This window comes from Aeromonas sp. Y311-2, from assembly GCF_027706025.1.
In the GTDB taxonomy this organism is placed as follows: domain Bacteria; phylum Pseudomonadota; class Gammaproteobacteria; order Enterobacterales; family Aeromonadaceae; genus Aeromonas; species Aeromonas veronii.
The window spans coordinates 20,783-42,708 of the sequence record NZ_JAPDCL010000029.1 but is presented as its reverse complement, the minus strand read 5'-3'; the positions used below and the strand labels follow the sequence as shown (position 1 = coordinate 42,708).

The window sequence follows — 21,926 nt, the reverse complement described above, 5'->3', positions numbered from 1 at the left end:
CCTCTTACAGTGCGCGAATGTCGGCGAAGCGGCCGGTGACGGCGGCCGCGGCGGCCATGGCCGGGCTCACCAGATGGGTGCGGCCTGCGCGGCCCTGACGTCCTTCGAAGTTGCGGTTGCTGGTGGAGGCGCAGCGCTCCCCCGGTTGCAGCCGGTCGTTGTTCATCGCCAGACACATGGAGCAGCCCGGCAGGCGCCACTCAAAACCGGCCTCGATGAAGATCTTGTCCAGCCCCTCGGCTTCGGCCTGCGCCTTCACCTGCTCGGAACCCGGCACCACCAGCGCCTGCACGCCAGCGGCTACCTTGCGACCGCGAGCGATGGCGGCGGCGGCGCGCAGATCCTCGATGCGGCTGTTGGTGCACGACCCGATAAATACTTTGTCGATGGCAACGTCGGAGAGCTTCTGACCCGGTTGCAAGTCCATGTAGGCGAGCGCCTTGCGGGCTGACTGCTGCTCCATCAGATCGCTGAAGGATTCCGGCGCCGGAATGGGTTCATTAACGGCAATCACCTGCCCCGGGTTGGTACCCCAGGTGACCTGTGGGGCGATATCGGCGGCATCGAGCATCACTTCGGCATCGAAACGGGCACCTTCATCGCTCTTGAGGCTCTGCCAGTAGGCGATGGCCTGCTCCAGCACCTCGCCCTTGGGGGCGAATTCCTTGCCGCGAATGTAGTCGATGGTGGTCTGGTCGGGGGCGATCATGCCCGCCTTGGCGCCCAGCTCGATGGCCATGTTGCACACCGTCATCCGCCCTTCCATGGAGAGGCTCGCAATGGCATCGCCAGCGAATTCCACCACGTAGCCGGTACCACCGGCGTGGCCGACCTTGCCGATAATGGCCAGCACAACGTCCTTGGCGCTGATGCCCTCGGCCAGCTTGCCGTTGACCGAAATGCGCATGGTCTTGGCGCGGCCCTGTTTCAGGGTCTGGGTGGCCATCACATGCTCCACTTCGGAAGTGCCGATGCCGAACGCCAGCGAGCCGAAGGCACCATGGGTGGCGGTGTGAGAGTCACCGCAGACGATGGTGGTGCCGGGCAGGGTGATGCCGAGCTCGGGGCCCATCACATGGACGATCCCCTGATATTTGTGGTTGAGATCGTAGAGGCGAACCCCGAACTCCTTGCAGTTGTCCGCCAGCGTCTCCATCTGGATGCGGGCCATCTCGCCGGAGGCGGCGATGTCCTTGGTGGTGGTGGAGACGTTGTGATCCATGGTGGCCCAGGTCAGGTCCGGGCGGCGCAGCTGGCGATTCATGGCGCGCAGGCCGTCGAATGCCTGCGGGCTGGTCACTTCATGCACCAGATGGCGGTCGATGTAGATGAGGGGCGTTTCCCCTTCCACTTCCCGTACCACGTGGGCGTCGAATACTTTCTGATAGAGGGTCTTGGCCATTGCTTCTCTCTTCCTTGTTCTCTGTTATGCGGCTCAGATCCGGGCGGCGATCTGGCTACCCATCTCGGACGTGCTCTGCACCGGATGACGGGCGCTGGCCTGATGCAGGTCGGCGGTGAAGTAACCCTCGGCCAGGGTCTGGGCCACGGCCTGCTCGATGGCTTGAGCTGCGGCTTCCTGGCCCAGGCTGTAGCGCAGCATCAGGGCGGCGGAGAGGATCTGGGCAATGGGATTCGCAATACCCTTGCCGGCGATATCCGGGGCCGAACCACCGGCCGGTTCGAACAGGCCGAAACCTGATTCGTTGAGGCTGGCAGAGGGGAGCAGCCCCATGGAGCCGGTGATCATGGCGCACTCGTCGGAGAGGATGTCACCGAACAGGTTGGAGCAGAGCAGCACGTCGAACTGGGACGGGTCCTTGATGAGCTGCATGGTGGCGTTATCGATATACATATGGTTCAGTTCGACGTCGGGATAATCCTTGGCCACTTGCGTCACCACCTCGCGCCACAGAATGGAGGAGGCGAGCACGTTGGCCTTGTCGATGGAGGTGACCTTGCCACGGCGCACACGAGCCGACTCAAAGGCAATCTTGGCGATGCGCTCAATCTCGAAGCGATGGTATACCTCGGTATCGAACGCCTTCTCGTTCGCCCCTTCTCCCTCGCGCCCCTTGGGTTGGCCGAAGTAGATGCCACCGGTCAGCTCGCGCACGCAGGCGATGTCAAAACCGCGATCCGAGATGTCGGCACGCAGGGGCGAGAACTGCTCGAGGCCGGTGTAGATACGGGCCGGACGCAGGTTGCAGAACAGCTTGAAGTGGGCGCGCAGGGGCAGCAGGGCGCCACGTTCCGGTTGATCGTTGGGGGGCAGATGTTCCCATTTCGGGCCGCCCACCGAGCCAAACAGCACGGCATCGGCTGCTTCACAACCTTTGATGGTGCTTTGCGGCAGCGGGGTGCCGTGGTTGTCGATGGCGATGCCGCCCACGTCATGGCGATCATACTCGAAGGCGAGGCCGAACCTGGCCTGCACCTTCTCCAGCACCTTGACGGCTTCGGCCATCACTTCCGGGCCAATGCCGTCACCCGGCAATACTGCGATCCGATAACTGCTCATACACTATCCATCCTGATATTGTCTTTGAGATCCCTCTGCCGGTTTCCCCGACGCTGCGCGCGGTTACCGGTTCAGACGTTCCCCGTCCTGATGTTGTCATTCCATTCCGTCTGTTTGGTACCGAGTTCGGTTCAGACGGTTTCTGATTTGATGCTGTTATTGCGTTCCATCTGCTCGGCCACCTGATCGGCGCGCCAGATGCTGTTGATCACATGGAGCAGGGCGTGGGCCGAGGATTCGATGATGTCGGTGGCCAGCCCCATGCCGTGGAATTTGCGCCCCTTGTACTCGGCGACGATATCGACCTGACCGAGGGCATCTTCCCCTTCACCCTTGCTCTTGAGAGCATATTTATCGATGCGGATCTCATAGCCGGTGATGCGGTTGATGCACTGGTAGACCGCATCCACCGGGCCATTGCCGGTGGCTGCTTCGCAGATCAGATCCTGACCCACCTTCAATTTGACCGAGGCGGTGGCCAGTACCGAGCTGCCGCTCTGCACCCCGAGGTACTCCAGTTTGAAGTGCTCCGGCTCCTCGTGGATCTGGCTGAAGAAGGCCAGCGCTTCGAGGTCGTAGTCGAATACCTGCCCCTTCTTGTCGGCCAGGGTCAGGAACTTGCCGTAGAGGTGGTCGAGGTCGTAGCTGCTCTCGGCGTAGCCCATGGACTCCATCCGGTGCTTGATGACGTGGCGGCCGGAGCGGGAGGTCATGTTGAGGTTGTTCTGGGTCAGACCAATGCTCTCGGGAGTGATGATTTCGTAGGTATTTTTCGCCTTGAGCACTCCATCCTGATGGATGCCGGAGCTGTGGGAGAAGGCGTTGGCCCCGACGATCGCCTTGTTGGGCTGCACCGGCATGTTGCAGAGCTGGCTGACCAGCGTGCTGGTGCGATGAATTTCGTTGTGGCGGATATTGGTTTGCACCCCGAGCAGGTCGGCGCGGGTTTTGAGGATCATCGCCACCTCTTCCAGCGAGCAGTTGCCCGCCCGTTCGCCGATGCCGTTGATGGTGCACTCGATCTGGCGGGCCCCCATCTGCACCGCGCCGATGGAGTTGGCCACCGAGAGCCCCAGATCGTCGTGGCAGTGGACCGAGATGATCGCCTTGTCGATATTGGGGACCCGGTTGAACAGGGTGTGGATGATGCCGGAGAACTCGGTCGGCACCGTGTAGCCCACGGTATCCGGGATATTGATGGTGCGGGCGCCAGCCTTGATGGCGGCCTCCACCATGCGGCAGAGATTATCGATCGGCGTGCGGCCCGCATCCTCGCAGGAGAACTCCACATCATCGGTGTAGCGCAGGGCGTGCTTGATGGCGCCGACCCCCATCTCCAGCACATCCTCGAAGCTCTTTTTCAGCTTGCTCTCCACATGGATGGAGGAGGTGGAGATAAAGGTGTGGATGCGAAACGCCTCGGCGACCCGCAAGGCTTCACCGGCGGCATCGATATCTTTTGGCAGGGCGCGGGCGAGGGCGCAGACTCGGCTGTTCTTGATGTGGCGGGCGATGGTTTGCACCGATTGAAAATCGCCGGGAGAAGAGACCGGGAAGCCCACCTCCATGACGTCGACACCGAGCCGCTCCAGCGCCTGGGCTATCTGTAGCTTCTCCTTGACTGTCAAACTGGCCGCCAGGGCCTGCTCACCATCACGCAAGGTGGTGTCGAATATGATGACCCGATCTGACATGTGACTTCCCTCTTCCTAAGTTCGGTAACGTGCATCCTGCGGCGGCATAAAAAAACCCGTGCAGGGTGCACGGGTTTTTGTAAATTCCGGCTATGCCTTAGCCCGGCTACAAGGATCCCGCGCGAGTTAACGCGATTAGGGAGATTAGTAGTAGCGGGGTGGCGATACGCATGACGTTGTTATTCCTTCCAGTCGATAACGCTTTTACCAATATCGAGATTTTTATGCTGTGTCAACACGGAAGGTCAGGGGCAATCTGCTGACGTATTTAATCGGATTGTAAAGGATTGCAAATTTCCTTGTCCCATATTCGGCCCATGACCGATTATCTGGTCATTCCTGCTGTGCTCTATTCTCTGCACAACCAGATCGACTTATCAGCATTGGCTGAATTATCTGAGGTGTTAAATGGAAAAACGTAGACCTGGTCGTCCGGTCGGACGTTCTGACATTCGTGACAAGTTGCTTGCTGCCGCCCGTGAGCGTTTTCTCAATACTCCCTATAGCAAGGTAACTACACGCGAAATCGCGGAGCTTGCTGGTTCCAATCTGGCAATGATCCACTACTACTTCGGCAGTAAAGAGGGTCTTTACAAAGCGGTGTTGGGCGATGTCGCCGAGCCCCTCGACCATGCCTGGCAAGATGAACACAGCAATCACAGCCTCAACGAGCTGCTCAACACCTACTATCAGGTGATGGCGCCCAACAGCGAGCTGACCTCTGCCATCTCCAGCGCATTGTCGACCGAGAAGAGCCCGGGCCGGGATTTTGTGCTGAACCGCCTGCTGGAACGCCAGCTGCCGCAGTTCGATGCCCTGCTGGAAACCATGAAGTCCAACGGTGAGCTGAGTGACAATCTGGATCCCGACATGCTGAAGATCTCCTTCCTCAGCATGATGTGGCAGCCGTTCGTGATGAAAGATCTCTACGAGCAGGTGTTTGGCCTGAAAGTGGATGAGCACTTCATGGCCCGTCTGGCGGACCACAACTGCCGTCTGATGGAGACCGGCCTGCGCGGCAGCCACTGATTTTGCCGCCACATCGAGATTAAAAAGGGCCATTCGGCCCTTTTTTCATAAATCTGTTATCCCTTGTTCAACGTAACGTCATCCCGCTTTCTTACTCTGCAAGCAGAATTCAGGGAAGGAGGGGATATGAACAAGATCCAGCAATGGGACCTGCAGGTGTGCCGGGTCTGCCTGCTTCACGGCTACAACCGGCAGCAGGCGAGGGTGAGTCGTCTCATTTCCCGCACCGGCGATGGCCCGCTTTACGCTGTGCTGGCCGCCCTGCTCTGGTGGCAGGGGGAGGCAGAGCGGGAGCTGGTGCGACTGGCGCTGTTAGCCTTCGCCATCGAACTGCCCCTCTATCTGCTGCTGAAAAACAGCCTGAAACGGCAACGGCCGGTCGGCTTGCCGGTCTTCATCACTCCTTCCGATCGTTACAGCCTCCCCTCCGGCCACACCGCCGCCGCTTTTCTGATGGCCACCATACTGGCCACCGGCTTTCCGCTCTGGGCGCCCCTGCTGTTTGGCTGGGCGGCGCTGGTGGGGGCATCCCGGTTGCTGCTCGGGGTACACTACCTGAGCGATCTGGTTGCCGGTGCCCTGCTGGGTGGCGGTTGCGCCGTGCTGGCGCTCGGCTGGAGCCACTCATGAGGATACTGTTTGGGGTGCAAGGCACCGGCAACGGTCATATCAGTCGCAGTCGCACTCTGGCCCGGGCGCTGCGCACGGCAGGGGTCGAGGTGGATTATCTCTTTAGCGGCCGCCCCGCCGACCGCTACTTCGACATGGAGGAGTTCGGCGCCTACCGCGCCTTTCCCGGCCTCACTTTTGTCAGTCACGAGGGGCGAGTTTCTCCGTGGCGCACCCTGCAAGCCGCCTCGCCGCTCACCTTCTGGCGGGATCTGCGGGCTCTCGATTGTAGCGAATACGATCTGGTGGTGAGCGATTTTGAGCCGCTGACCGCCCACGCCGCCCGCCGCTATGGCAAGCCGAGCCTCACCGTCAGCCATCAGGCCAGTTTCAACTGGCCCATCCCGCGCTGGGGGGAGGATGGGGTCAGCCGCCAGCTGATGCGCCACTTTGCCCCTGTGGATCAGCCGCTCGGGCTGCACTGGTTTCATTTCGGTCACCCCCTGCTGCCACCGGTGATCGACCCCATCGCCGCCGCGCCGGATAATGGCGAGATCCTGGTCTATCTGCCATTCGAGCAGACCGAGGCGATCGCCGCCCTGTTGTCGCGCTTTGGCCAGCAGCGCTTCGTCTGCTTTCACCCCGCCATTCGCACCCCCAGCCAATGGCGCAACCTGCGCTTCGAACCACCATCGCGGCACGGGTTTATCGCCGTGTTGGCCGGTTGTCGCGGCGTGATATCCAACGCGGGTTTCGAGCTGGCTTCCGAGGCGCTCACCCTTGGCAAGAAGCTACTGGTCAAGCCCCTCGGCGGCCAGTTTGAGCAGCTGACCAATGGCAAGACGCTCGAGATGATGGGACTGGCGACCCTGATGGATGTGCTCGATGCCAATCTGGTGCGCAGCTGGCTCGACAGCGCCTCGCCGGGGGCGGTTTGCTACCCCGATGTAGCGGGGGAGCTGGCCCGCTGGCTGGCGGTGGGCGCTGACGAGAGCGTGGCCTCTCTGTCACGGCGGCTCTGGGCGCGCACTCTGTTTCCGGAGGAGGTGAGTGATCGCCTGAGCGAGCTGGATGGGGGAGACTGTTTATCCAGTTGCTGGTTATCGCAAGTGAGCGTTGTTGACTAGACTGAAAGGCGATCCCACCAAGGAGAGGATGGAGCAAATGCGCTTTACCAATGAAAACGGCGAAGTCATGAACCTGGCTGACAATCTCACCCTGCACGAGTTGCTCGATATGGGTGTCAGCATCTCGGTCAGTGAAGAGACCGATCCGGATCAGCAGATCTGGTTGGCGGAGCCGGATCAGGAGAACTGAGTCATCATTCGGCATCAAGCCCACCGCGGAGCGGTGGGCTTTTTTGTGGCTGTTTTTCCCCTCTGCGGAATGATCCGCTGGCCATTCCCCGACTTCCTTCCCTTTTGTCTCATGGTCGCTGCGGCAAGTCATTGAATGTTAATAGCCGGTTGAAATGTATGACTGTTCTGGTCAGATAAAGCCGTGGACAAGCGTTATGAAGCGGGTTAAGTTGGTTTTTCACCCTATTTTCGGGTGAATGACGGAAAAATCCTTTTTTTCTACTGTCGACGGGGCTGAATTGGACCGATCTGCATTCAGATAACAACAAGAAACGGATCGGGCCGTGCCGGGAAGCACGGCATCGTCGGCGGGATTCGCTAAACGGAGCAAAGCCTGGAGGGCTTTATCATGGAGATGTTATCAGGCGCCCAGATGGTGGTTAGAGCGCTGGAAGATCAGGGAGTTGAGCACGTCTTCGGCTACCCTGGTGGCTCAGTGCTCGACATCTATGACGCTCTCTTCGAAAACGGCAAGATGGAGCATGTCTTGGTGCGGCACGAGCAAGCCGCGGTTCACATGGCTGACGGTTACGCCCGTTCCACCGGCAAGGTGGGGACTGTGCTGGTAACGTCAGGCCCGGGAGCGACCAACTGCATTACCGGTATTGCCACCGCCTATATGGATTCCATTCCGCTGGTGATCCTCTCCGGCCAGGTGCCGACCAGCATGATCGGTGAGGATGCGTTCCAGGAGACCGACATGATCGGTATCTCCCGCCCGGTGGTGAAGCACAGCTTCCTGTGCAAGAAGGCGAGCGATATTCCCGAGGCCATCAAGAAGGCCTACTACATTGCCGCCAGCGGCCGCCCGGGGCCGGTGGTGGTGGATCTGCCCAAAGATGTGCAGAACCCGAAAGAGAAATTCCCCTACCAGTATCCCGAGACGGTCTCCCTGCGCTCCTACAACCCGACCAAGTCTGGCCATAAAGGGCAGATCAAGCGGGCAGCCAAGCTGCTGGTGGATGCCCAGCGCCCGGTGATGTACGTGGGCGGCGGCGCCATCAACGCCAATGCGGACCATCTGGTGACCAAGCTGGCGGAGCTGCTGAATCTGCCGGTGACCACCACCCTGATGGGGCTGGGGGCCTTCTCCGGTGTCCATCCGCAATTTATCGGCATGCTGGGGATGCACGGCACCTTCGAAGCCAACAAGACCATGCACAACGCGGATCTCATATTCGCCGTCGGTGCCCGCTTCGATGACCGCGTCACCAACAACGTGGCCAAGTTCTGCCCCAATGCGACCGTGGTTCATATCGATATCGACCCCACCTCCATCTCCAAGACGGTGCAGGCCCATGTGCCCATCGTCGGCTCGGTGGAAACCGTGCTGGAGCAGATGCTGGAAGTGATCCGCGAGTGTGGCTTCGATAACGACAAGGAGGCGCTGGCGGACTGGTGGAGCCAGATCAACCAGTGGCGCTCCCGTCACTGTCTGGCCTACGAAAAGTCGGCTACCCAGATCAAGCCGCAACAGGTGATCGAGACCCTCTACAAGGTGACCCAGGGTCAGGCGTTCGTTGCCTCCGACGTGGGGCAGCACCAGATGTTTGCAGCCCTCTACTACCCGTTTGCCAAACCGCGCCAGTGGATCAACTCCGGTGGCCTCGGCACCATGGGCTTCGGTATTCCGGCCGCCATGGGGGCCCAGTTTGCCAACCCGGATGCGGTGGTCTGCTGCGTCACCGGCGACGGCTCGGTGCAGATGAACATTCAGGAGCTCTCGACCTGCATGCAGTACGGGGTGCCCATCAAGATCATCTCCATCAACAACCGTGCGCTGGGCATGGTCAAGCAGTGGCAGAAGATGTTCTACGGCGGTCGTCACAGCCACTCCTACATGGAGTCCCTGCCAGACTTCGTCAAACTGGCGGAAGCCTACGGCCACGTCGGTATCGCGGTGAGCGATCCGGCCGAGCTGGAGAGCGCCATGGAGAAAGCCTTCGCTATGAAGGATCGGCTGGTGTTCATGGATATCTCGGTCGACCCGGATGAGCACGTCTATCCGATGCAGATCAAGTTTGGTGCCATGGATGAGATGTGGCTGAGCAAGACGGAGAGGACCTGACGATGGAGCATATTATTTCGGTCGTGCTCAAGGAGCTCAAGTTTGGTTCCATCAAAGACGAGATGTGGCTGAGCAAGACGGAGAGAACCTGATGAGACATATAATTTCCGTTCTGCTGGAGAACGAATCCGGCGCCCTGAGCCGGGTGGTGGGCCTCTTCTCCCAGCGCGGCTACAACATCGAGACCCTGACGGTGGCACCGACCGAGGATCCCACCCTGTCACGCATGACCATAGTCACCATGGGTGACGAGCGGGTGCTGGAGCAGATCCAGAAGCAGCTGCACAAGCTGGTGGATGTGCTCAAGGTGTGCGACCTGAGTGAAGGGGAGCACATCGAGCGGGAGATCGCGCTGGTCAAGGCGCGCGCCGCCGGTGGGGCCCGTGACGAGCTGAAACGGCTGGCAGATATCTTCCGCGGCCAGATCGTCGACGTTACCCCCGAGCAGTACACGGTACAGCTGGTGGGCACCAGCGAGAAGCTGGATGCTTTCATCAAGACCGCAGCCCAGACCAACGAGATCATCGAAGTGGTGCGCTCCGGCGTCTGCGGTATCTCGCGGGCGGACAAGGCGTTGCGGCCCTGATGGCTGGCGGGACAGTGGATGACTCGTCAGCTGCCGCAGAGTGAAAGTAAAGAGGGCTCTGCGGAGCCCTCTTTGTTTGGTTTTGCTTTACGAGGGTAGGTGTGATGTTCGGTATTCATGATCTTGCACTGTTTATGGTCTCGGGGCTGCTGCTCAATATCATGCCGGGGCCCGACTCCCTGCTGGTCATGCTGCGCAGCGGCTCGCAAGGGTGGCGTGCCGGTTCGGTCGCGGCCCTTGGCATCGGTACAGGTGTCATGGTGCATGTGTTGGCGGCGGCCCTCGGTCTGTCGGCCCTGCTCAGCGCGTCGGCCGAGCTGTTTGCCCTCATCAAGCTGGCTGGCGCCATCTACCTCATCTATCTGGGGTTTTCCTTGCTGCGCCAGCAGGCAACGGGTGCAATGGAGAGAGGGATCACCTTGCCTGCCCTATCCTATGGCCAGATTTACCGGCAGGGAGTGCTGACCAATGTGCTCAACCCCAAGGTGGCGCTCTTTTTTCTCGCCTTCGTGCCCCAGTTCATCGCGCCGGATGCCCCCGACAAGGCGCTCGCTTTTATCCTGCTCGGCTGCATCTTCAATCTGGGCGGCATCATCTGGTGTCACCTGCTGGTCTTTACCACCGTCTATGCCAGCCACAAGGTACGGTTGTCGCAGCGCCTCGGTCGCTGGCTCAACCGGGGCATTGGCACCCTATTTGTCGGACTCGGGATCAAGCTCGCCAGCGACTAGCTCGCCGCTTTCTGACCTGGGGCAGATTATCGTGTGCCGCGCTGTGGTATGGTCGGCGGTTAGCTGCGGGTCTCTCCCGCGCTCTCTTATAAACGCCAGCATTGCTGGCCGCAGCAGCGAGATCCCTTGCCCAGATGAACATCGCCCGGCTCAAGAACTTTACCGAGATAGTGAAGAATAACTTCAACATCTCGGCGACGGCGGAGAAGCTCTACACCTCCCAGCCAACCCTCAGCAAGCAGATGAAGATGCTGGAAGATGAGCTGGGGCTCGCCCTCTTTACCCGCAAGGGGAAGAATCTGGTCGGCTTGACCAGCGCAGGCGAGCAGGTGATGGAGCTGGCCAAGGGGGTAGTGGCGCAGGTGGAGCAGATCAACCAGCTGTCGCTCGGGGAGCAACTGGCTACCAGCGGGGTGCTGCGTATCGCCACCACCCACACCCAGGCCCGCTACAAGCTGCCAGCGGTGATCACCGAGTTCAGTCGTCGCTACCCTGACGTGGCGATCCAGCTTCATCAGGGGGCGCCTGCCCAACTGGCCCAGATGGTGCAAAGCGGCGATGTGGATATGGCGATCGCCACCGAGTCCATGTACCTATTCGACGAGCTGGCCGCCGTCCCCTGTTATCGTTGGGGGCGCAGTGTGGTGGTGCCGCACGGTCATCCGCTGCTTGACTGCCAGCCGCTGTCAATGGCGGATCTGGCTCGCTATCCCCTCATCACCTATGTGTTCGGTTTTACCGGCCGCTCGAAGATGGACAAGGCTTTCAGCCGCCACGGCCTCTCGCCGAAAACTGTGCTGACCGCCACCGATACCGACGTGATCAAGCACTACGTCCGGCTCGGGATGGGGGTCGGGGTGATTGCCAGCGTGGCCTTCGACGAGGGAGATAGGGAGGGTCTGGTGAGTCTCAACATCGACCACCTGATCGCCTCGAGCGCGACCCACATCTGCCTGCGCAAGCATGCCCATCTACGTGACTACATGTACGACTTTATCCACCTCTACGCCCCCCATATCAGCCGGGAGACGGTGCAACTTCATCTGATCAATCAGCCGCCGACTGCCAATATGGCGGAGTTGCCGTGGCTCTAGCCGCAGGTTGTTTGTCGTACACAGAGCAAAAATACAGAAACAAAAAAAGAGAGGCCTTGGCCTCTCTTCTGGTTTTATCGGTATGCGGGATTAAGCGCTGCGGGTCGCCAGATTGATAAAGATCTGGGCTCCGACCAGCAGGCAGTCGTCATCGAGGTAGTAGGGGTTGGCATGCAGATAGTTGCAGATCCCCTTGGCCTGACAGCCGCTGCCGAGGAAGAACATGGCACCCTTGCGGCCACGGCAGGCGTTGACCATGTAGCTGAAGTCTTCGCTGCCGGTCATCGGCTGACCCTGAGCGTTGATCCCCTCAGAGGGCAATACGTCGGCGGCCGCTTGCAGCAGGCGGGCGCAGGCATCGGCGTGGTTCTCGGCCGCCGGATACCCTGCATAGACCATCTTGGTCTTGAAGCCGCGCAGTTCGCTCTGGGCCACGATCTCCTTGAAGCTGTTCTTCAGGATCTGGTCGGTTTCGGCATCCATGGCACGGATGGTGCCGCGCGCCTGCACATGGTCGGCGATGGCGTTGGGGATGGTGCCGCCGTTGATCATGCCGCAGCCAAATACCGCCGGGCTGAACGGGCTGGTGCGCTTGGCGACGATGTAGTCCATATCCTCGATGATCCGCACCGCTTCGCGGATGGCATCCAGCCCCTTGTGGGGGGTCGAGCCGTGGGCGGAGATGCCATGCACATCCAGCGTCCAGGCGGAGCCCCAGGAGGACATGACCCCGTTGTTGAACTTGATGGTGCCGGTCTCCATGGCGCCGTCGTTATGGAGGGCATAGACCTCGTCCACCCCCTTCATGCAGCCCAGCTCCACCATCTTCTCGGCGCCCGGTACCCGCATGTCCTCTTCCGCCATCTGGAAGATAAAGCGGACGTTGTACTGCAGGCGATCGCGGTTGGCGGCCAGAAACTTGGCTGCGGTCAGAGCGATCGCCATATGGGAGTCGTGACCGCAGTTGTGAGCCATTCCCTCATGGGTTGACTTGAACGCAACGTCGCTCATGTCGTGCATCTCGAGGCCATCCATGTCGGCCCGGAAGGCGATGGTCGGCAGCACAGGATCAACCACCAGATCGCCGTGAAAACCGGTGAAGCCCGGGTAGTCGGTGAGGCGGTAGCCAAAGCTTGCCATCAGCTCGCGGCAGTAGGCCGAGGTCTTGAACTCGACGCCGGAGGCTTCCGGAATGGTGTGCAGATGGTGGCGTACTTCCTGACTGAAGTTGCGCAGGGCTAGCAGGGCCGGTTCAATGTGGATGTTGTTCATCAGATGATCCCTTGAATGGAGAAGCCGAGTTGGGCCACCAGCGAGGCGCCGAAGAAGCAGCAGGTGGAGACGATCATGAAGATCAGGATCACTTTCCAGGACATCTTCTTCAGCTCTTCCAGCTGACCGCCCACCGAGAGACCGGCGAAGGCCAGCAGCGGTACGCAGCAGGAGAGGAAGGAGATCTTGGCGACGGCGTCGATAAAGAGGCCGCGCACCGGGGTTTCCGGCAGGCAGATGAGAATGCCGATGATGGTGGCATAGGCAAACGCCGGCAGGGAGGAGGGCAGGTAGCGCTTGGCAATCAGCGAAGCGAACACCACCAGTGACATGGCGATGAAGCTGTCACCCATCAGCCAGAGTGGGGTGCCGGTGGTCAGGGTCTGGGTAAACATGGCCAGCAGGATCGCCAGAAAGACGAACCGCATATCCATTACGATGCTTTTCATGCTTTCTCTCCTTTAGCGGTCAGGGCATAGATTTTTTCAGCGAGCGGCAGACCCAGATAGGTGAGGGAGAGCGCGCCAAGAGCGGAGGAGAGCAGATTCGATGCGGCGGCGATACTCAGCACCTGCTGAGCCAGCGCTTCGTCGAGACCGTTGATCAGGGCGCCGGAGGCAGCGCTCAGCATGGAGCCTGAGCCCACACCGGAACCGGCAGCCAGTGCCAGCGGGTGCAGACCGGTGAGCGGGGCGATACTACCCAGCACGCTGAACCAGAGGGTGCCGATGACGGAGCCGCACAGGTAGATGGCCAGCACGCCGATGTACTCCTGGGAGCCGGTGCCGAACTTGCCCTGAATTACCGCGACGGAGGGCTCACGGCTGATGGAGGAGCAGGCTCCGATGGCGCGACGGCCAAAGCCGAACTTCACCGCCAGCGGAATGGCGATCAGGATCGGCAGCAGATTGCCAATCTCCTGCAGGAACAGCGGCACGCCAACGCTCAGGATCATCTTCAGGTTGGGGATGATCATCCCCGCATACTGGGTGCCCAGGATCAGCAGGCTGAAGCCCACCATCTTGCCGCAGAAGCCCTCTTCTTTTTCGGTGAAGAGCTGTTTCCAGCCGGGGATGCGATCCTTGATCGGCTTGGCGGAAATGCACATGCCGATGATGACGGCAAAGAGCATCGGCAGGATCGGAATGATGGCGATGCCGATCTTGATCTCCTGTTTACCTATCAGGTACTGGGCCACAAAGATCAGCATGGCGGTTGCCAATATGCTGACCGTGACCGTCTTGAGGGGGCTGGTTTGCTGCATAGTCTTTTCTCTTGTTATTCCCATGTGTGACCATCGTCAGGGTTGTCCAGACCGATGATGGGGGCATCATAGGGGGCTAAGAGGGGCAGGTATGTGACCTTCATCAAGCTGGCCATATGGCATTTTTTCATGGGGTATGCCCTTTAACCCTCTGGATACCAAGGGTTAAAGGCCGTTAACAGAACGTCAGCATTGGCAGGACAAGATAAGCAAACAGGAGGGAAATGGTGACACCGCCCCGCAGGGCGGTGACGCGGATCAGACGGGCGTTTTGAGCCGTGCACTGCGCAGCAGCAGGGGCAGTTGGTAGAGCACCAGGGCGCCGAGCACCAGTCCGGCTCCGGCCAGTTTGGCGCCGCCGAGGGGTTCGTTGTAGAAGAGGGTGCTCAGCAGCAGAGTCCAGACCGGTTCCAGCAGCATCATCAGGGCTGCGTGGGCGGTGGTCATCTTGCTCAATGCATGGGTGAGCAGCCAGTAGCGCAATGTGGTGGCGATCAAGACGCTCGCCGCAAACCAGCCCCAGATGCTGTGGCTGACTCCAGCCTCGGGCCACTGTTCGGTCAGCAGGGAGAGCAGAGTGCCGAGCAGGCCAGTCATCGCCAGCTGGATGCAGGTGAGCCAGGTGGGGGCAATGGATTGAGCGAAGTGGCGATGGACGGCAAGCTGGATGCCGAGAGTGGTGGCCGCCGCCAGAAACCAGAACAGCGAGAGAGACACGCCCCAGTGGGTACTGCTGGAGAGCAGCAGCAAACCGGCGATGGCGATGGGCAGGGTGAGCCAGTAGTGGCGGCCGGGCTTGGCCCGAAAGGCTCCCCAGGCGGCCAGCGGGGCCATCAGGGTGGCGACGCTCATGATAAAGGCGCCGCTGCCCAGTGCATCGCTCTGGCTGATGGCGGTGACCCACAGCAGCAGGCTGGCACCGAGCAATGTGCCGCAACTGGCAGCGCGCACCAGTTGGGCGCGAGTCGGCGGCGGTTCACGCAACCAAGCCAAGGGGAGCAACAGCAGCGCCGCCAGCAGGAAGCGGCTGCCGATAAAGGCGGCAGGGGGCAGTTCGCGGATCGCCTCTTTCGAGAAGAGCCAGCCAGCAGCGGCCAGTAGGGTGACCAGTACCATCAGCAGCAGGGGAGTGCGGTTCATCGGGGTCGTCATGGTGAAATGGAGGGGAGAGCATAAAGGAAAGGCGCCAGGTATTGCTACCTGGCGCCTTTCGCATCTGCCTTGAACCGCCGTCGCGGCTCGCGGCCAGCAATCAGTTCATGCCGTATTATCACACTATCTGTCTAATGCTGTTTGATGTCGCCCCCAAGTGTAGTCTATCTATCTGATTTTTATCTTTAAAATTACCTTTCTTGTCTAAAGCCATCTTAGGATATATAAGACAAGTGTGGGTTCAAATGTGGGTTCAAAATGGCAATCTCAGATTCAAAACTCAAAGCAATGCTGCGTGGTCACGATGATGATACACCCAGAAAGGTTGCAGACAGAGATGGGCTATCTGTTCTGTGGAGGAATAGCGGAAAAGTCAGCTTTGTGTACCGCTATCGAATTTTAGGCAAGGCAAAAAATCTGACTCTGGGATCCTATACCGGCCAAGAGGGGGGGCTGTCGCTTTCCGAGGCAAGGAAAAAGGCGGCGCAATGTCGAGCTTGGTTGGAAGAGGGCAATGATCCCGCCTTGATGACTAGGATCGGGAAAGATGAAAGGCTTAAGCCTGTCACGGTTAAAGATGCACTCGAGTATTGGCTCTGCCATCACGCCGATAAGAAAAGGTCGAACAGTGAGAAGCATCGCCAGCAATTTGCTAAGTGGGTCTATCCCCGTATCGGAGATCTTCCTTTGTCAGATTGTGATACTCGTCACTGGTTGAGCGTCTTTGACGAATACTCGAAGGTAGCACCTGTGGCTAGTGGGTATTGTTTCCAAAACTGTAAGCATGCTCTGAAGTTTTGCCGTGTCAGACAGTTTGCAGTGAGTAATGCATTGGATGACTTGACCGTCGCTGATGTTGGGCAAAAAGCAAGTAAGCGAGATAGGGTTCTGACGCTAGAAGAACTGCGAACACTATGGGATTGGGCTGAGAAGCTAGGTCCATATTGCTACTACGGAAATTTGGCCAAGATTCTATTGTCGTTCGGTGCAAGAACTCAAGAAGCTCGGCTATCAGCACCCGAAGAATGGAATCTAGCCGAAGGTACATGGACAGTACCTGCGTCTAACTCAAAAACAGGTAATAAAATCGTGAGACCAATACCTGATTTTATTCGGCCGACGATAGACGCCTTGCTGAAAGCCGCCGCCGCACAGTCATCCCCATACTTGCTAGGGGAACTCAAGCGACCAGAAGCGGTAAGTCAGTGGGGAAGGGGGATTTGGAAGCGGCTCGGGCATAGCGCCCCTTGGACATGGCACGATCTGCGAAGGAGCTTGGCGACCCGCCTAAACGAGGCTGGGATTGCCCCTCATGTCGTGGAACAAATTTTAGGCCATGCTCTACCTGGTGTAATGGCTCACTATGTTCATACGGTTCGGTTACCGGAACAAAAAATGGCGCTGGAGTTGTGGGGAGGGATTTTAAACCCATCAGAACAACCGCCAGACAATATTGTGCATCTACAAGTGGGGTAGGGGAGCACAGCACTTTCTTCAGTGATTTGTAGACTGTGCCTATGGAGGGTACACCGGGTTTACCCTCCATGTATTTTTACCCAGCCTGTACAGCTAGTGCCATCTTGTTGTCTGCTCCGTTATGCTACGCAGCCACCTGATGAGCACAAAGCTGATGCGGCGCCTTCCCTGGCCATTAGCCTTGCCTGTCAGGTGGTCTGCTGCCGGTGATCCTGATAGACCCTTTGCCACTTGGCATACTCGCCCTTATCGCCTCTGGCATGTCAGAAAGCACAGATTCGAGCAATACTTCGCTCAAGCCATGAAAGTATAACGCAAAAAGTTGCGAATTTTGTTTTTTTAGCTGGCGTGAGTAATCCACGGCTCAATTTTGTGGATTTATCTTAATCCTTAGGCTGTTGCGAAAATTTATATTTAGATCTATTCCTTACTGGCTTGCGTTGCGATCCCTTGCCAAAAGAACGTGCTTTTTTACCATTTGAACGGGTTGTGTCTACATGGGCTAAAATATCCTGCCTAAATAGAGCCTCTAACTCTTCATATAAAGCATGGCAACTATTGTCACCATCCATTAAATTAAACTCATACCTATCTCCAGGATAAGCAAAAACATCCCCTTTACCGTCCTTTATGATAGTGCTTTTCCAGAGTTGCCCCATCGTCTCTCTTATGTCAAGTTTATGCTCCCAGCCTCGACCTAAAAACAAAAAAACATGCATGTAGTATCCTCTGATAGAGCAATAGTCCAACTTCCAAATATATCCATCCACATGCCTAAATAATGGGTTTCTCGAGCAGTTTATAAAGAGCTTGCGCCGCCCATCGACTAACTCTTCTAGCTTGTATTTGAAGCCTTCGGTTTGGGAAGACATTTTCAATGGATCTTTATCCAAGTCTTTTTTTTCAGACGGTGTAGCTACATTACTAGACTCGATATGGATGTCATCATCTTCAGCATACATATTCTCTATCTCTGGTTTGAAACCCAAACTAAATCTGACCACATAATGAGCTTTTCCTTCCTCTTTTTCTTTTACGTAGCCAAAGATGGATTTAATATTTTGCTCAACATTAAACACTCTCACCCTTACACTTTCTTTATAGCTGTTCGAGTCAAAGACAACGTTAAGAAAGCTTACCAACCCACCAATAACATCATCTGAGTAATATTCATTGAAATCAATATCACCATCAATTGACAGTCTATGAAACTTTATAGCTTTAATAAAGTATGGCACTGCAGGATGCACATTGAAACGCCTCCCAAAGTCTTCATCTGAAATAAATGCATTAATATTTGACAAAATTAGCTTTCTAAGTATCTTTCTAATCTCTTTCTTCTGTGCCGCACTATACACAGGCAATAAATCCTTTTGACTTACCATTCTATCTTTTATTAATTCGAATGCCTTGCTAACACTCTGCTCATCTTCCAAATTACTTATTTCAAAAATCCGCCGACCAATCATAGGTAAATGGTAGTAACTGTATTTTCGAATAGTCCCAATATATCTAAGCAACATAAAAATTCGTTCAAAGAAATCAGCGTCACCCGAAACAATCCGACTTCTTTTCAGGTAATGGCGCCGATTCACCCCAAAAGATTTTATAAAATGAAGTCTATAGTCATCAATTTCAGATGTTTTGAGCATAAGACCTCTACTTATCGTAGCTGCAATATGGGCATAAGTTCTATTTCTTTGAGCTGCTTTCAGTAGGGAATCGCTATACTCATAAATTGAAAACTTTTTAATTATTTCTTCTGTTTCTCCCTTATCTACCTTCCTCCTTTCTTCTTTTGCTATCACATCAATTTCGTCAGTCATGAGTATTCTCCTTTTACGTCACTAGCTATGATGATGAATTACTTGTCTATCAAATAACCATAACTCCGGCTGAATATCACGATAAAAATGCAAAGAAGTAAAATGGCGGACTTCTAGATGTCCGATTCGCACACTTAGCTAAAAATCACGGTACATAACCATGATCACACTTAACATGGGAAGTGACTTTGCATGGCAAAGCGAAGCTCATCTGAATTTTCACTCATTCTCCATGGGCTATGTGCATGCTCCTACCTATGGCTACTACTCCGGCTATCGCTACCTATGTGCACCGAGAGGGTGACCATTCCAAACCATAGAAAGCTACCAATATGAAGGCACATACTTGTATTTGGCATCATGACCACTCAGCTCGCTGAACTACCATCTTTTTTTTCACTGGCCCGCTCTTCTGATGAAACAACCCACTACATCATCAGGAGTACACCATGAACAACACCATCAAAGTCCTGCGCATCAAAGACCTCATCAACAAGATTGGCATGTCTAGGTCTACTATCTATGACTGGCTTAATCCCAAGTCCCCTCGTTATGACGAGACATTCCCCAAACCCTTCAAGATAGGTCAGTCCTCTATTGGTTGGTTTGAACACGATGTTGATAGCTGGCTTATTCATCGCAGCCAGTCTTGAATACATTTTTTCCATCCCTAGTGAGCTCCATAACTTCCAGTGTTATAAATCATGCCTTGATAGGCTCATGGGTTAGGGAAATAGCCATGCCTTCTTATATATGTTTTTGGCGTTTTCGTAGGTAAGGCATGCGTATCACGTTTAGGTATATTTATTATTTGATATCACTACCATTCATTAAACATTACTTCTATTCAATACTATTCCTACGCTATGTACAGCCACCCATATACAACCAATAACCACTATCGAGTACCATTACACCACTCCCATGTGGTGGTCATGCTACCACCAGCATAGTTAGCCAATACCACTCCACCAATCGCCCCTATATACGCGTGTGTCTATCACACAGCGTAGGGTTACTCCTGCCTAAGCGAGGCCTTCATGTTTAATTCAGTCAGGCTATTAGATATCCTAACCTTAACAGACCGACTCCAAAATACAGCGCTTCCTATTGTCAGGGCTGTTTATTCAGCCCCAGGTAAGTCACGCATTACTTGCATTGGTCGTAGGCTATCAACCAAACTCTTTAATGCGTTGGATACCGTATGTGATTATTTTTATTGTCATGAGGAGGTATCGTCAGCGCATCCAACGGTAGCGCTATTCCTAACGCATATGCGAGAGGTTTATGGATTGCATCTCATCCATGAGCGATATCTCGATAGTGATGTCGGTGACGAATTAGCCAGGGATATTAATAACGCGCTGTATGCGTTTCTAAGAGAGTTCAAGAGTAAGGCGCACCGTAAGCGCCTCAATAACCTCAAACGCGCTAAGAACCGCAATCAGCTCAGTATAGCGACGTATGTTAATAGCCTATTCGACCAGCATGCCAAGCTATTAGTCATCCGATTGGATATCGGCTATCACGAAGACTACTACGACCAGCTCACGTTAGACCTCGTGACGGAAGATCGGAATTGTTACCTTCGTCGAGTACAGAACAAATATCCCGCTCTGTTAGGCTATATCTGGAAACTGGAGTTCGGTGTTGATAGACGTTTCCATACCCACATTACGTTCATTTTTAATGGGGCAGTTCACCAACGAGATATCTCGCTGGGTATAGCGCTGGGAGAGGTATGGGAAGATATGTCCGACAATAACGGGAGCTATTTCAATTGTCAGGTCAGGCGGGAGGAATATCGGGAATGGGGAACTGATGGTATTGGGATGGTCCACTACAGCGATACAACCAAGCGCATAAACCTGATTAATGCGCTGAGTTATCTGACCAAGCTGGATACGCAAATATTGGCGGTATTGCCAGCTGGTCGTCGGACCTTCGGGCGTATGGAGAGACCATCACGCCAACCTCGCCTTGGCAGACCTAGGTTATTGTTCTGTCGGTCTGATTGAAAAGGAACTCAGATAGATATTATCAAGGGAGAGTAAACAGATATCGCTGTGAAGCTGCTTGGGAGCGCCATTACGGCCTCCCAAGTTATTGACCCTGGCATCGGGTGTCAGTCAGTCATAGATGCGCACTGCGAGCTGTTAAGGGGCCAATCGTGCCACCAGCTTATCTACCACCTCCAGCACCAGCGCTCTGTCCTCTGTATCGAGCTTAGCCAACTGTTGGCTGAGCACAATGCCTTGTTCGGTGGGGCGGTTGCTGGTCTCACGCAGGAAGTCTGCAAGCTCACACTCAAACAGCTGGGCGAGCTCTGCCAACCGCACCACGGTAGGCACCACTTTTCCCCGCTCCATCCGAGAGACCGCTTCCATCCCGATATCCAGGTGCTCTGCGACTTGATCCTGGGTCAGTCCCGCTTGTTGGCGTTGCCGTCCAATCGCTTTACCGACGCTTTTGGCTAGATCGTCAAAGTTGATGTCTGTCATAAGTCCTCCAGTCAACCTGTATGGTTGGCCATGGACTTATTGACATTAAGGACCCTTTGGGATGAGGATCACCTCATTAGATCTAATTTAGTGAAGTAGTCACCCCAACATCGAAAGGAGTTCGACACGATCTCACCTCTGGCCACTTTGTTGACTGAGTCTGGTTATCGATCCAGCACTCCCACTGACATTACTCGAATGTCTCGCCTACCCGATAGATTCGCCTTATCGGCCCGGCTTTCTTTTGCCATTTACACATTACAGGAGACTCCTCATGCCATTAGTCCTGATCTGGGTTGGACTTGCTTTATTACTGGGATTTGTTGCGGCTGGTAACGGACGCTCATTCTGGGGCTGGTTCATTCTCGGACTTATAATTGACCCGATTTTAGCCGGATTACTTTACTGGTTGATTTGCAGAGATAGTTGATTATCGGATGCACATGTTAATGGTCAAAATTGAATCATGAAGGTTGGTAATATGGGACTTTGGAAAACGCTTACAACTATAAATGGCAATAGCTTGGGTGGCCTTATCATCAAGCTCATTTATAACGTACCTAAGATGAGCGACAGGACGATTATTGATATTGTTACGGGAAGGAAGTGGGCCCCTGAATTCATCAAAATGTTAGCCGCCAAAGAAGGGGCGCTGCGCTCTCTCAAAATGTGACGAGCCTCGCTTTCACCAAGGAAATTGTATAGCCCCCTCTGACTGCCGGGTGATGCTGCGCAATGACATCGG

22 protein-coding genes are annotated in these 21,926 nt (G+C 55.9%); 13 read left to right on the top strand and 9 right to left on the bottom strand.

The window, feature by feature from the left end:
• Positions 1-4 precede the first annotated feature (4 nt).
• The 3 genes from leuC to leuA all read right to left on the bottom strand — a co-directional run bounded on the left by leuC (position 5) and on the right by leuA (position 4,215).
• Positions 5-1,402 carry a 3-isopropylmalate dehydratase large subunit gene (gene leuC / locus OKC42_RS20275; RefSeq protein ID WP_224968733.1) on the bottom strand — a complete coding sequence of 466 codons (1,398 nt, stop codon included), beginning with the start codon at positions 1,400-1,402 and terminating at the stop codon, positions 5-7.
• 33 nt (positions 1,403-1,435) lie between these two features.
• Positions 1,436-2,521 (bottom strand): 3-isopropylmalate dehydrogenase, encoded by a 1,086-nt coding sequence (leuB, locus tag OKC42_RS20270; protein WP_204419602.1) that lies wholly within the window; start codon positions 2,519-2,521, stop codon positions 1,436-1,438.
• Between the two features lie 131 nt (positions 2,522-2,652).
• Entirely contained in the window at positions 2,653-4,215 is a 1,563-nt protein-coding gene (gene leuA, locus OKC42_RS20265) for a 2-isopropylmalate synthase (protein ID WP_005341192.1), read from the bottom strand.
• 408 nt (positions 4,216-4,623) lie between these two features.
• On the opposite strand from leuA, the gene OKC42_RS20260 reads away from it, so the two are divergent.
• The 8 genes from OKC42_RS20260 (at position 4,624) to OKC42_RS20225 (ending at position 11,690) form a co-directional block, all read left to right on the top strand.
• Positions 4,624-5,244: a TetR/AcrR family transcriptional regulator gene (locus tag OKC42_RS20260; RefSeq protein ID WP_120414808.1), complete on the top strand. Its 621-nt coding sequence runs from the start codon at positions 4,624-4,626 to the stop codon at positions 5,242-5,244.
• A gap of 126 nt (positions 5,245-5,370) precedes the next feature.
• Positions 5,371-5,874: a phosphatase PAP2 family protein gene (locus OKC42_RS20255; protein ID WP_005339149.1), complete on the top strand. Its 504-nt coding sequence runs from the start codon at positions 5,371-5,373 to the stop codon at positions 5,872-5,874.
• Positions 5,871-6,980, top strand: a complete 1,110-nt coding sequence (locus OKC42_RS20250; RefSeq protein WP_270820761.1) for an MJ1255/VC2487 family glycosyltransferase — start codon at positions 5,871-5,873, stop codon at positions 6,978-6,980. Before OKC42_RS20255 ends, OKC42_RS20250 begins: the two co-directional genes overlap by 4 nt.
• Positions 6,973-7,170 (top strand): hypothetical protein, encoded by a 198-nt coding sequence (locus OKC42_RS20245; RefSeq protein WP_270820772.1) that lies wholly within the window; start codon positions 6,973-6,975, stop codon positions 7,168-7,170. Before OKC42_RS20250 ends, OKC42_RS20245 begins: the two co-directional genes overlap by 8 nt.
• A 390-nt stretch (positions 7,171-7,560) precedes the next feature.
• Positions 7,561-9,279: an acetolactate synthase 3 large subunit gene (locus OKC42_RS20240; protein ID WP_043823044.1), complete on the top strand. Its 1,719-nt coding sequence runs from the start codon at positions 7,561-7,563 to the stop codon at positions 9,277-9,279.
• A gap of 91 nt (positions 9,280-9,370) precedes the next feature.
• Positions 9,371-9,865 carry an acetolactate synthase small subunit gene (ilvN, locus tag OKC42_RS20235; RefSeq protein ID WP_005311605.1) on the top strand — a complete coding sequence of 165 codons (495 nt, stop codon included), beginning with the start codon at positions 9,371-9,373 and terminating at the stop codon, positions 9,863-9,865.
• A gap of 104 nt (positions 9,866-9,969) precedes the next feature.
• Positions 9,970-10,596 (top strand): LysE family translocator, encoded by a 627-nt coding sequence (locus OKC42_RS20230; protein ID WP_270820760.1) that lies wholly within the window; start codon positions 9,970-9,972, stop codon positions 10,594-10,596.
• Between the two features lie 134 nt (positions 10,597-10,730).
• Positions 10,731-11,690 carry a LysR substrate-binding domain-containing protein gene (locus OKC42_RS20225; protein ID WP_150997392.1) on the top strand — a complete coding sequence of 320 codons (960 nt, stop codon included), beginning with the start codon at positions 10,731-10,733 and terminating at the stop codon, positions 11,688-11,690.
• A 90-nt stretch (positions 11,691-11,780) separates the two neighbouring features.
• Here OKC42_RS20225 and OKC42_RS20220 read toward each other — a convergent pair whose 3' ends face one another.
• From OKC42_RS20220 to OKC42_RS20205, 4 genes are all read right to left on the bottom strand, one after another.
• Positions 11,781-12,962 (bottom strand): M20 metallopeptidase family protein, encoded by a 1,182-nt coding sequence (locus tag OKC42_RS20220; RefSeq protein ID WP_270820758.1) that lies wholly within the window; start codon positions 12,960-12,962, stop codon positions 11,781-11,783.
• Positions 12,962-13,411: a hypothetical protein gene (locus tag OKC42_RS20215; protein ID WP_033114935.1), complete on the bottom strand. Its 450-nt coding sequence runs from the start codon at positions 13,409-13,411 to the stop codon at positions 12,962-12,964. The genes OKC42_RS20220 and OKC42_RS20215 overlap by 1 nt, the downstream gene beginning before the upstream one ends.
• Positions 13,408-14,226, bottom strand: coding sequence for a DUF3100 domain-containing protein (locus OKC42_RS20210; RefSeq protein WP_042658540.1), 819 nt, complete (start codon positions 14,224-14,226; stop codon positions 13,408-13,410). The genes OKC42_RS20215 and OKC42_RS20210 overlap by 4 nt, the downstream gene beginning before the upstream one ends.
• A 258-nt stretch (positions 14,227-14,484) precedes the next feature.
• The gene (locus tag OKC42_RS20205) at positions 14,485-15,366 is read right to left on the bottom strand and encodes a DMT family transporter (protein WP_270820757.1); all 882 of its coding nucleotides are present in this window, start codon (positions 15,364-15,366) and stop codon (positions 14,485-14,487) included.
• 270 nt (positions 15,367-15,636) lie between these two features.
• On the opposite strand from OKC42_RS20205, the gene OKC42_RS20200 reads away from it, so the two are divergent.
• Positions 15,637-16,854 carry a tyrosine-type recombinase/integrase gene (locus OKC42_RS20200; protein WP_077098358.1) on the top strand — a complete coding sequence of 406 codons (1,218 nt, stop codon included), beginning with the start codon at positions 15,637-15,639 and terminating at the stop codon, positions 16,852-16,854.
• A gap of 383 nt (positions 16,855-17,237) precedes the next feature.
• Here OKC42_RS20200 and OKC42_RS20195 read toward each other — a convergent pair whose 3' ends face one another.
• Entirely contained in the window at positions 17,238-18,680 is a 1,443-nt protein-coding gene (locus tag OKC42_RS20195) for a hypothetical protein (protein WP_270820756.1), read from the bottom strand.
• 449 nt (positions 18,681-19,129) lie between these two features.
• Here OKC42_RS20195 and OKC42_RS20190 point away from each other — a divergent pair, with 449 nt between their 5' ends.
• Together OKC42_RS20190 and OKC42_RS20185 are read left to right on the top strand one after the other, a co-directional pair.
• On the top strand, positions 19,130-19,333 hold the full coding sequence (locus tag OKC42_RS20190; protein WP_034165687.1) for a helix-turn-helix transcriptional regulator: 204 nt from the start codon (positions 19,130-19,132) through the stop codon (positions 19,331-19,333).
• A gap of 387 nt (positions 19,334-19,720) precedes the next feature.
• The gene (locus OKC42_RS20185) at positions 19,721-20,698 is read left to right on the top strand and encodes a YagK/YfjJ domain-containing protein (protein ID WP_234923787.1); all 978 of its coding nucleotides are present in this window, start codon (positions 19,721-19,723) and stop codon (positions 20,696-20,698) included.
• 138 nt (positions 20,699-20,836) lie between these two features.
• Here the strand turns inward: OKC42_RS20185 and OKC42_RS20180 are convergent, their stop codons facing one another.
• Positions 20,837-21,181 carry a helix-turn-helix domain-containing protein gene (locus OKC42_RS20180; protein ID WP_043851830.1) on the bottom strand — a complete coding sequence of 115 codons (345 nt, stop codon included), beginning with the start codon at positions 21,179-21,181 and terminating at the stop codon, positions 20,837-20,839.
• Positions 21,182-21,455: 274 nt separating this feature from the next.
• On the opposite strand from OKC42_RS20180, the gene OKC42_RS20175 reads away from it, so the two are divergent.
• Together OKC42_RS20175 and OKC42_RS20170 are read left to right on the top strand one after the other, a co-directional pair.
• Positions 21,456-21,611, top strand: a complete 156-nt coding sequence (locus OKC42_RS20175) for a hypothetical protein (RefSeq protein ID WP_113721835.1) — start codon at positions 21,456-21,458, stop codon at positions 21,609-21,611.
• A 51-nt stretch (positions 21,612-21,662) separates the two neighbouring features.
• The gene (locus OKC42_RS20170; protein ID WP_043851829.1) at positions 21,663-21,854 is read left to right on the top strand and encodes a hypothetical protein; all 192 of its coding nucleotides are present in this window, start codon (positions 21,663-21,665) and stop codon (positions 21,852-21,854) included.
• The last annotated feature ends 72 nt before the right edge of the window (positions 21,855-21,926 follow it).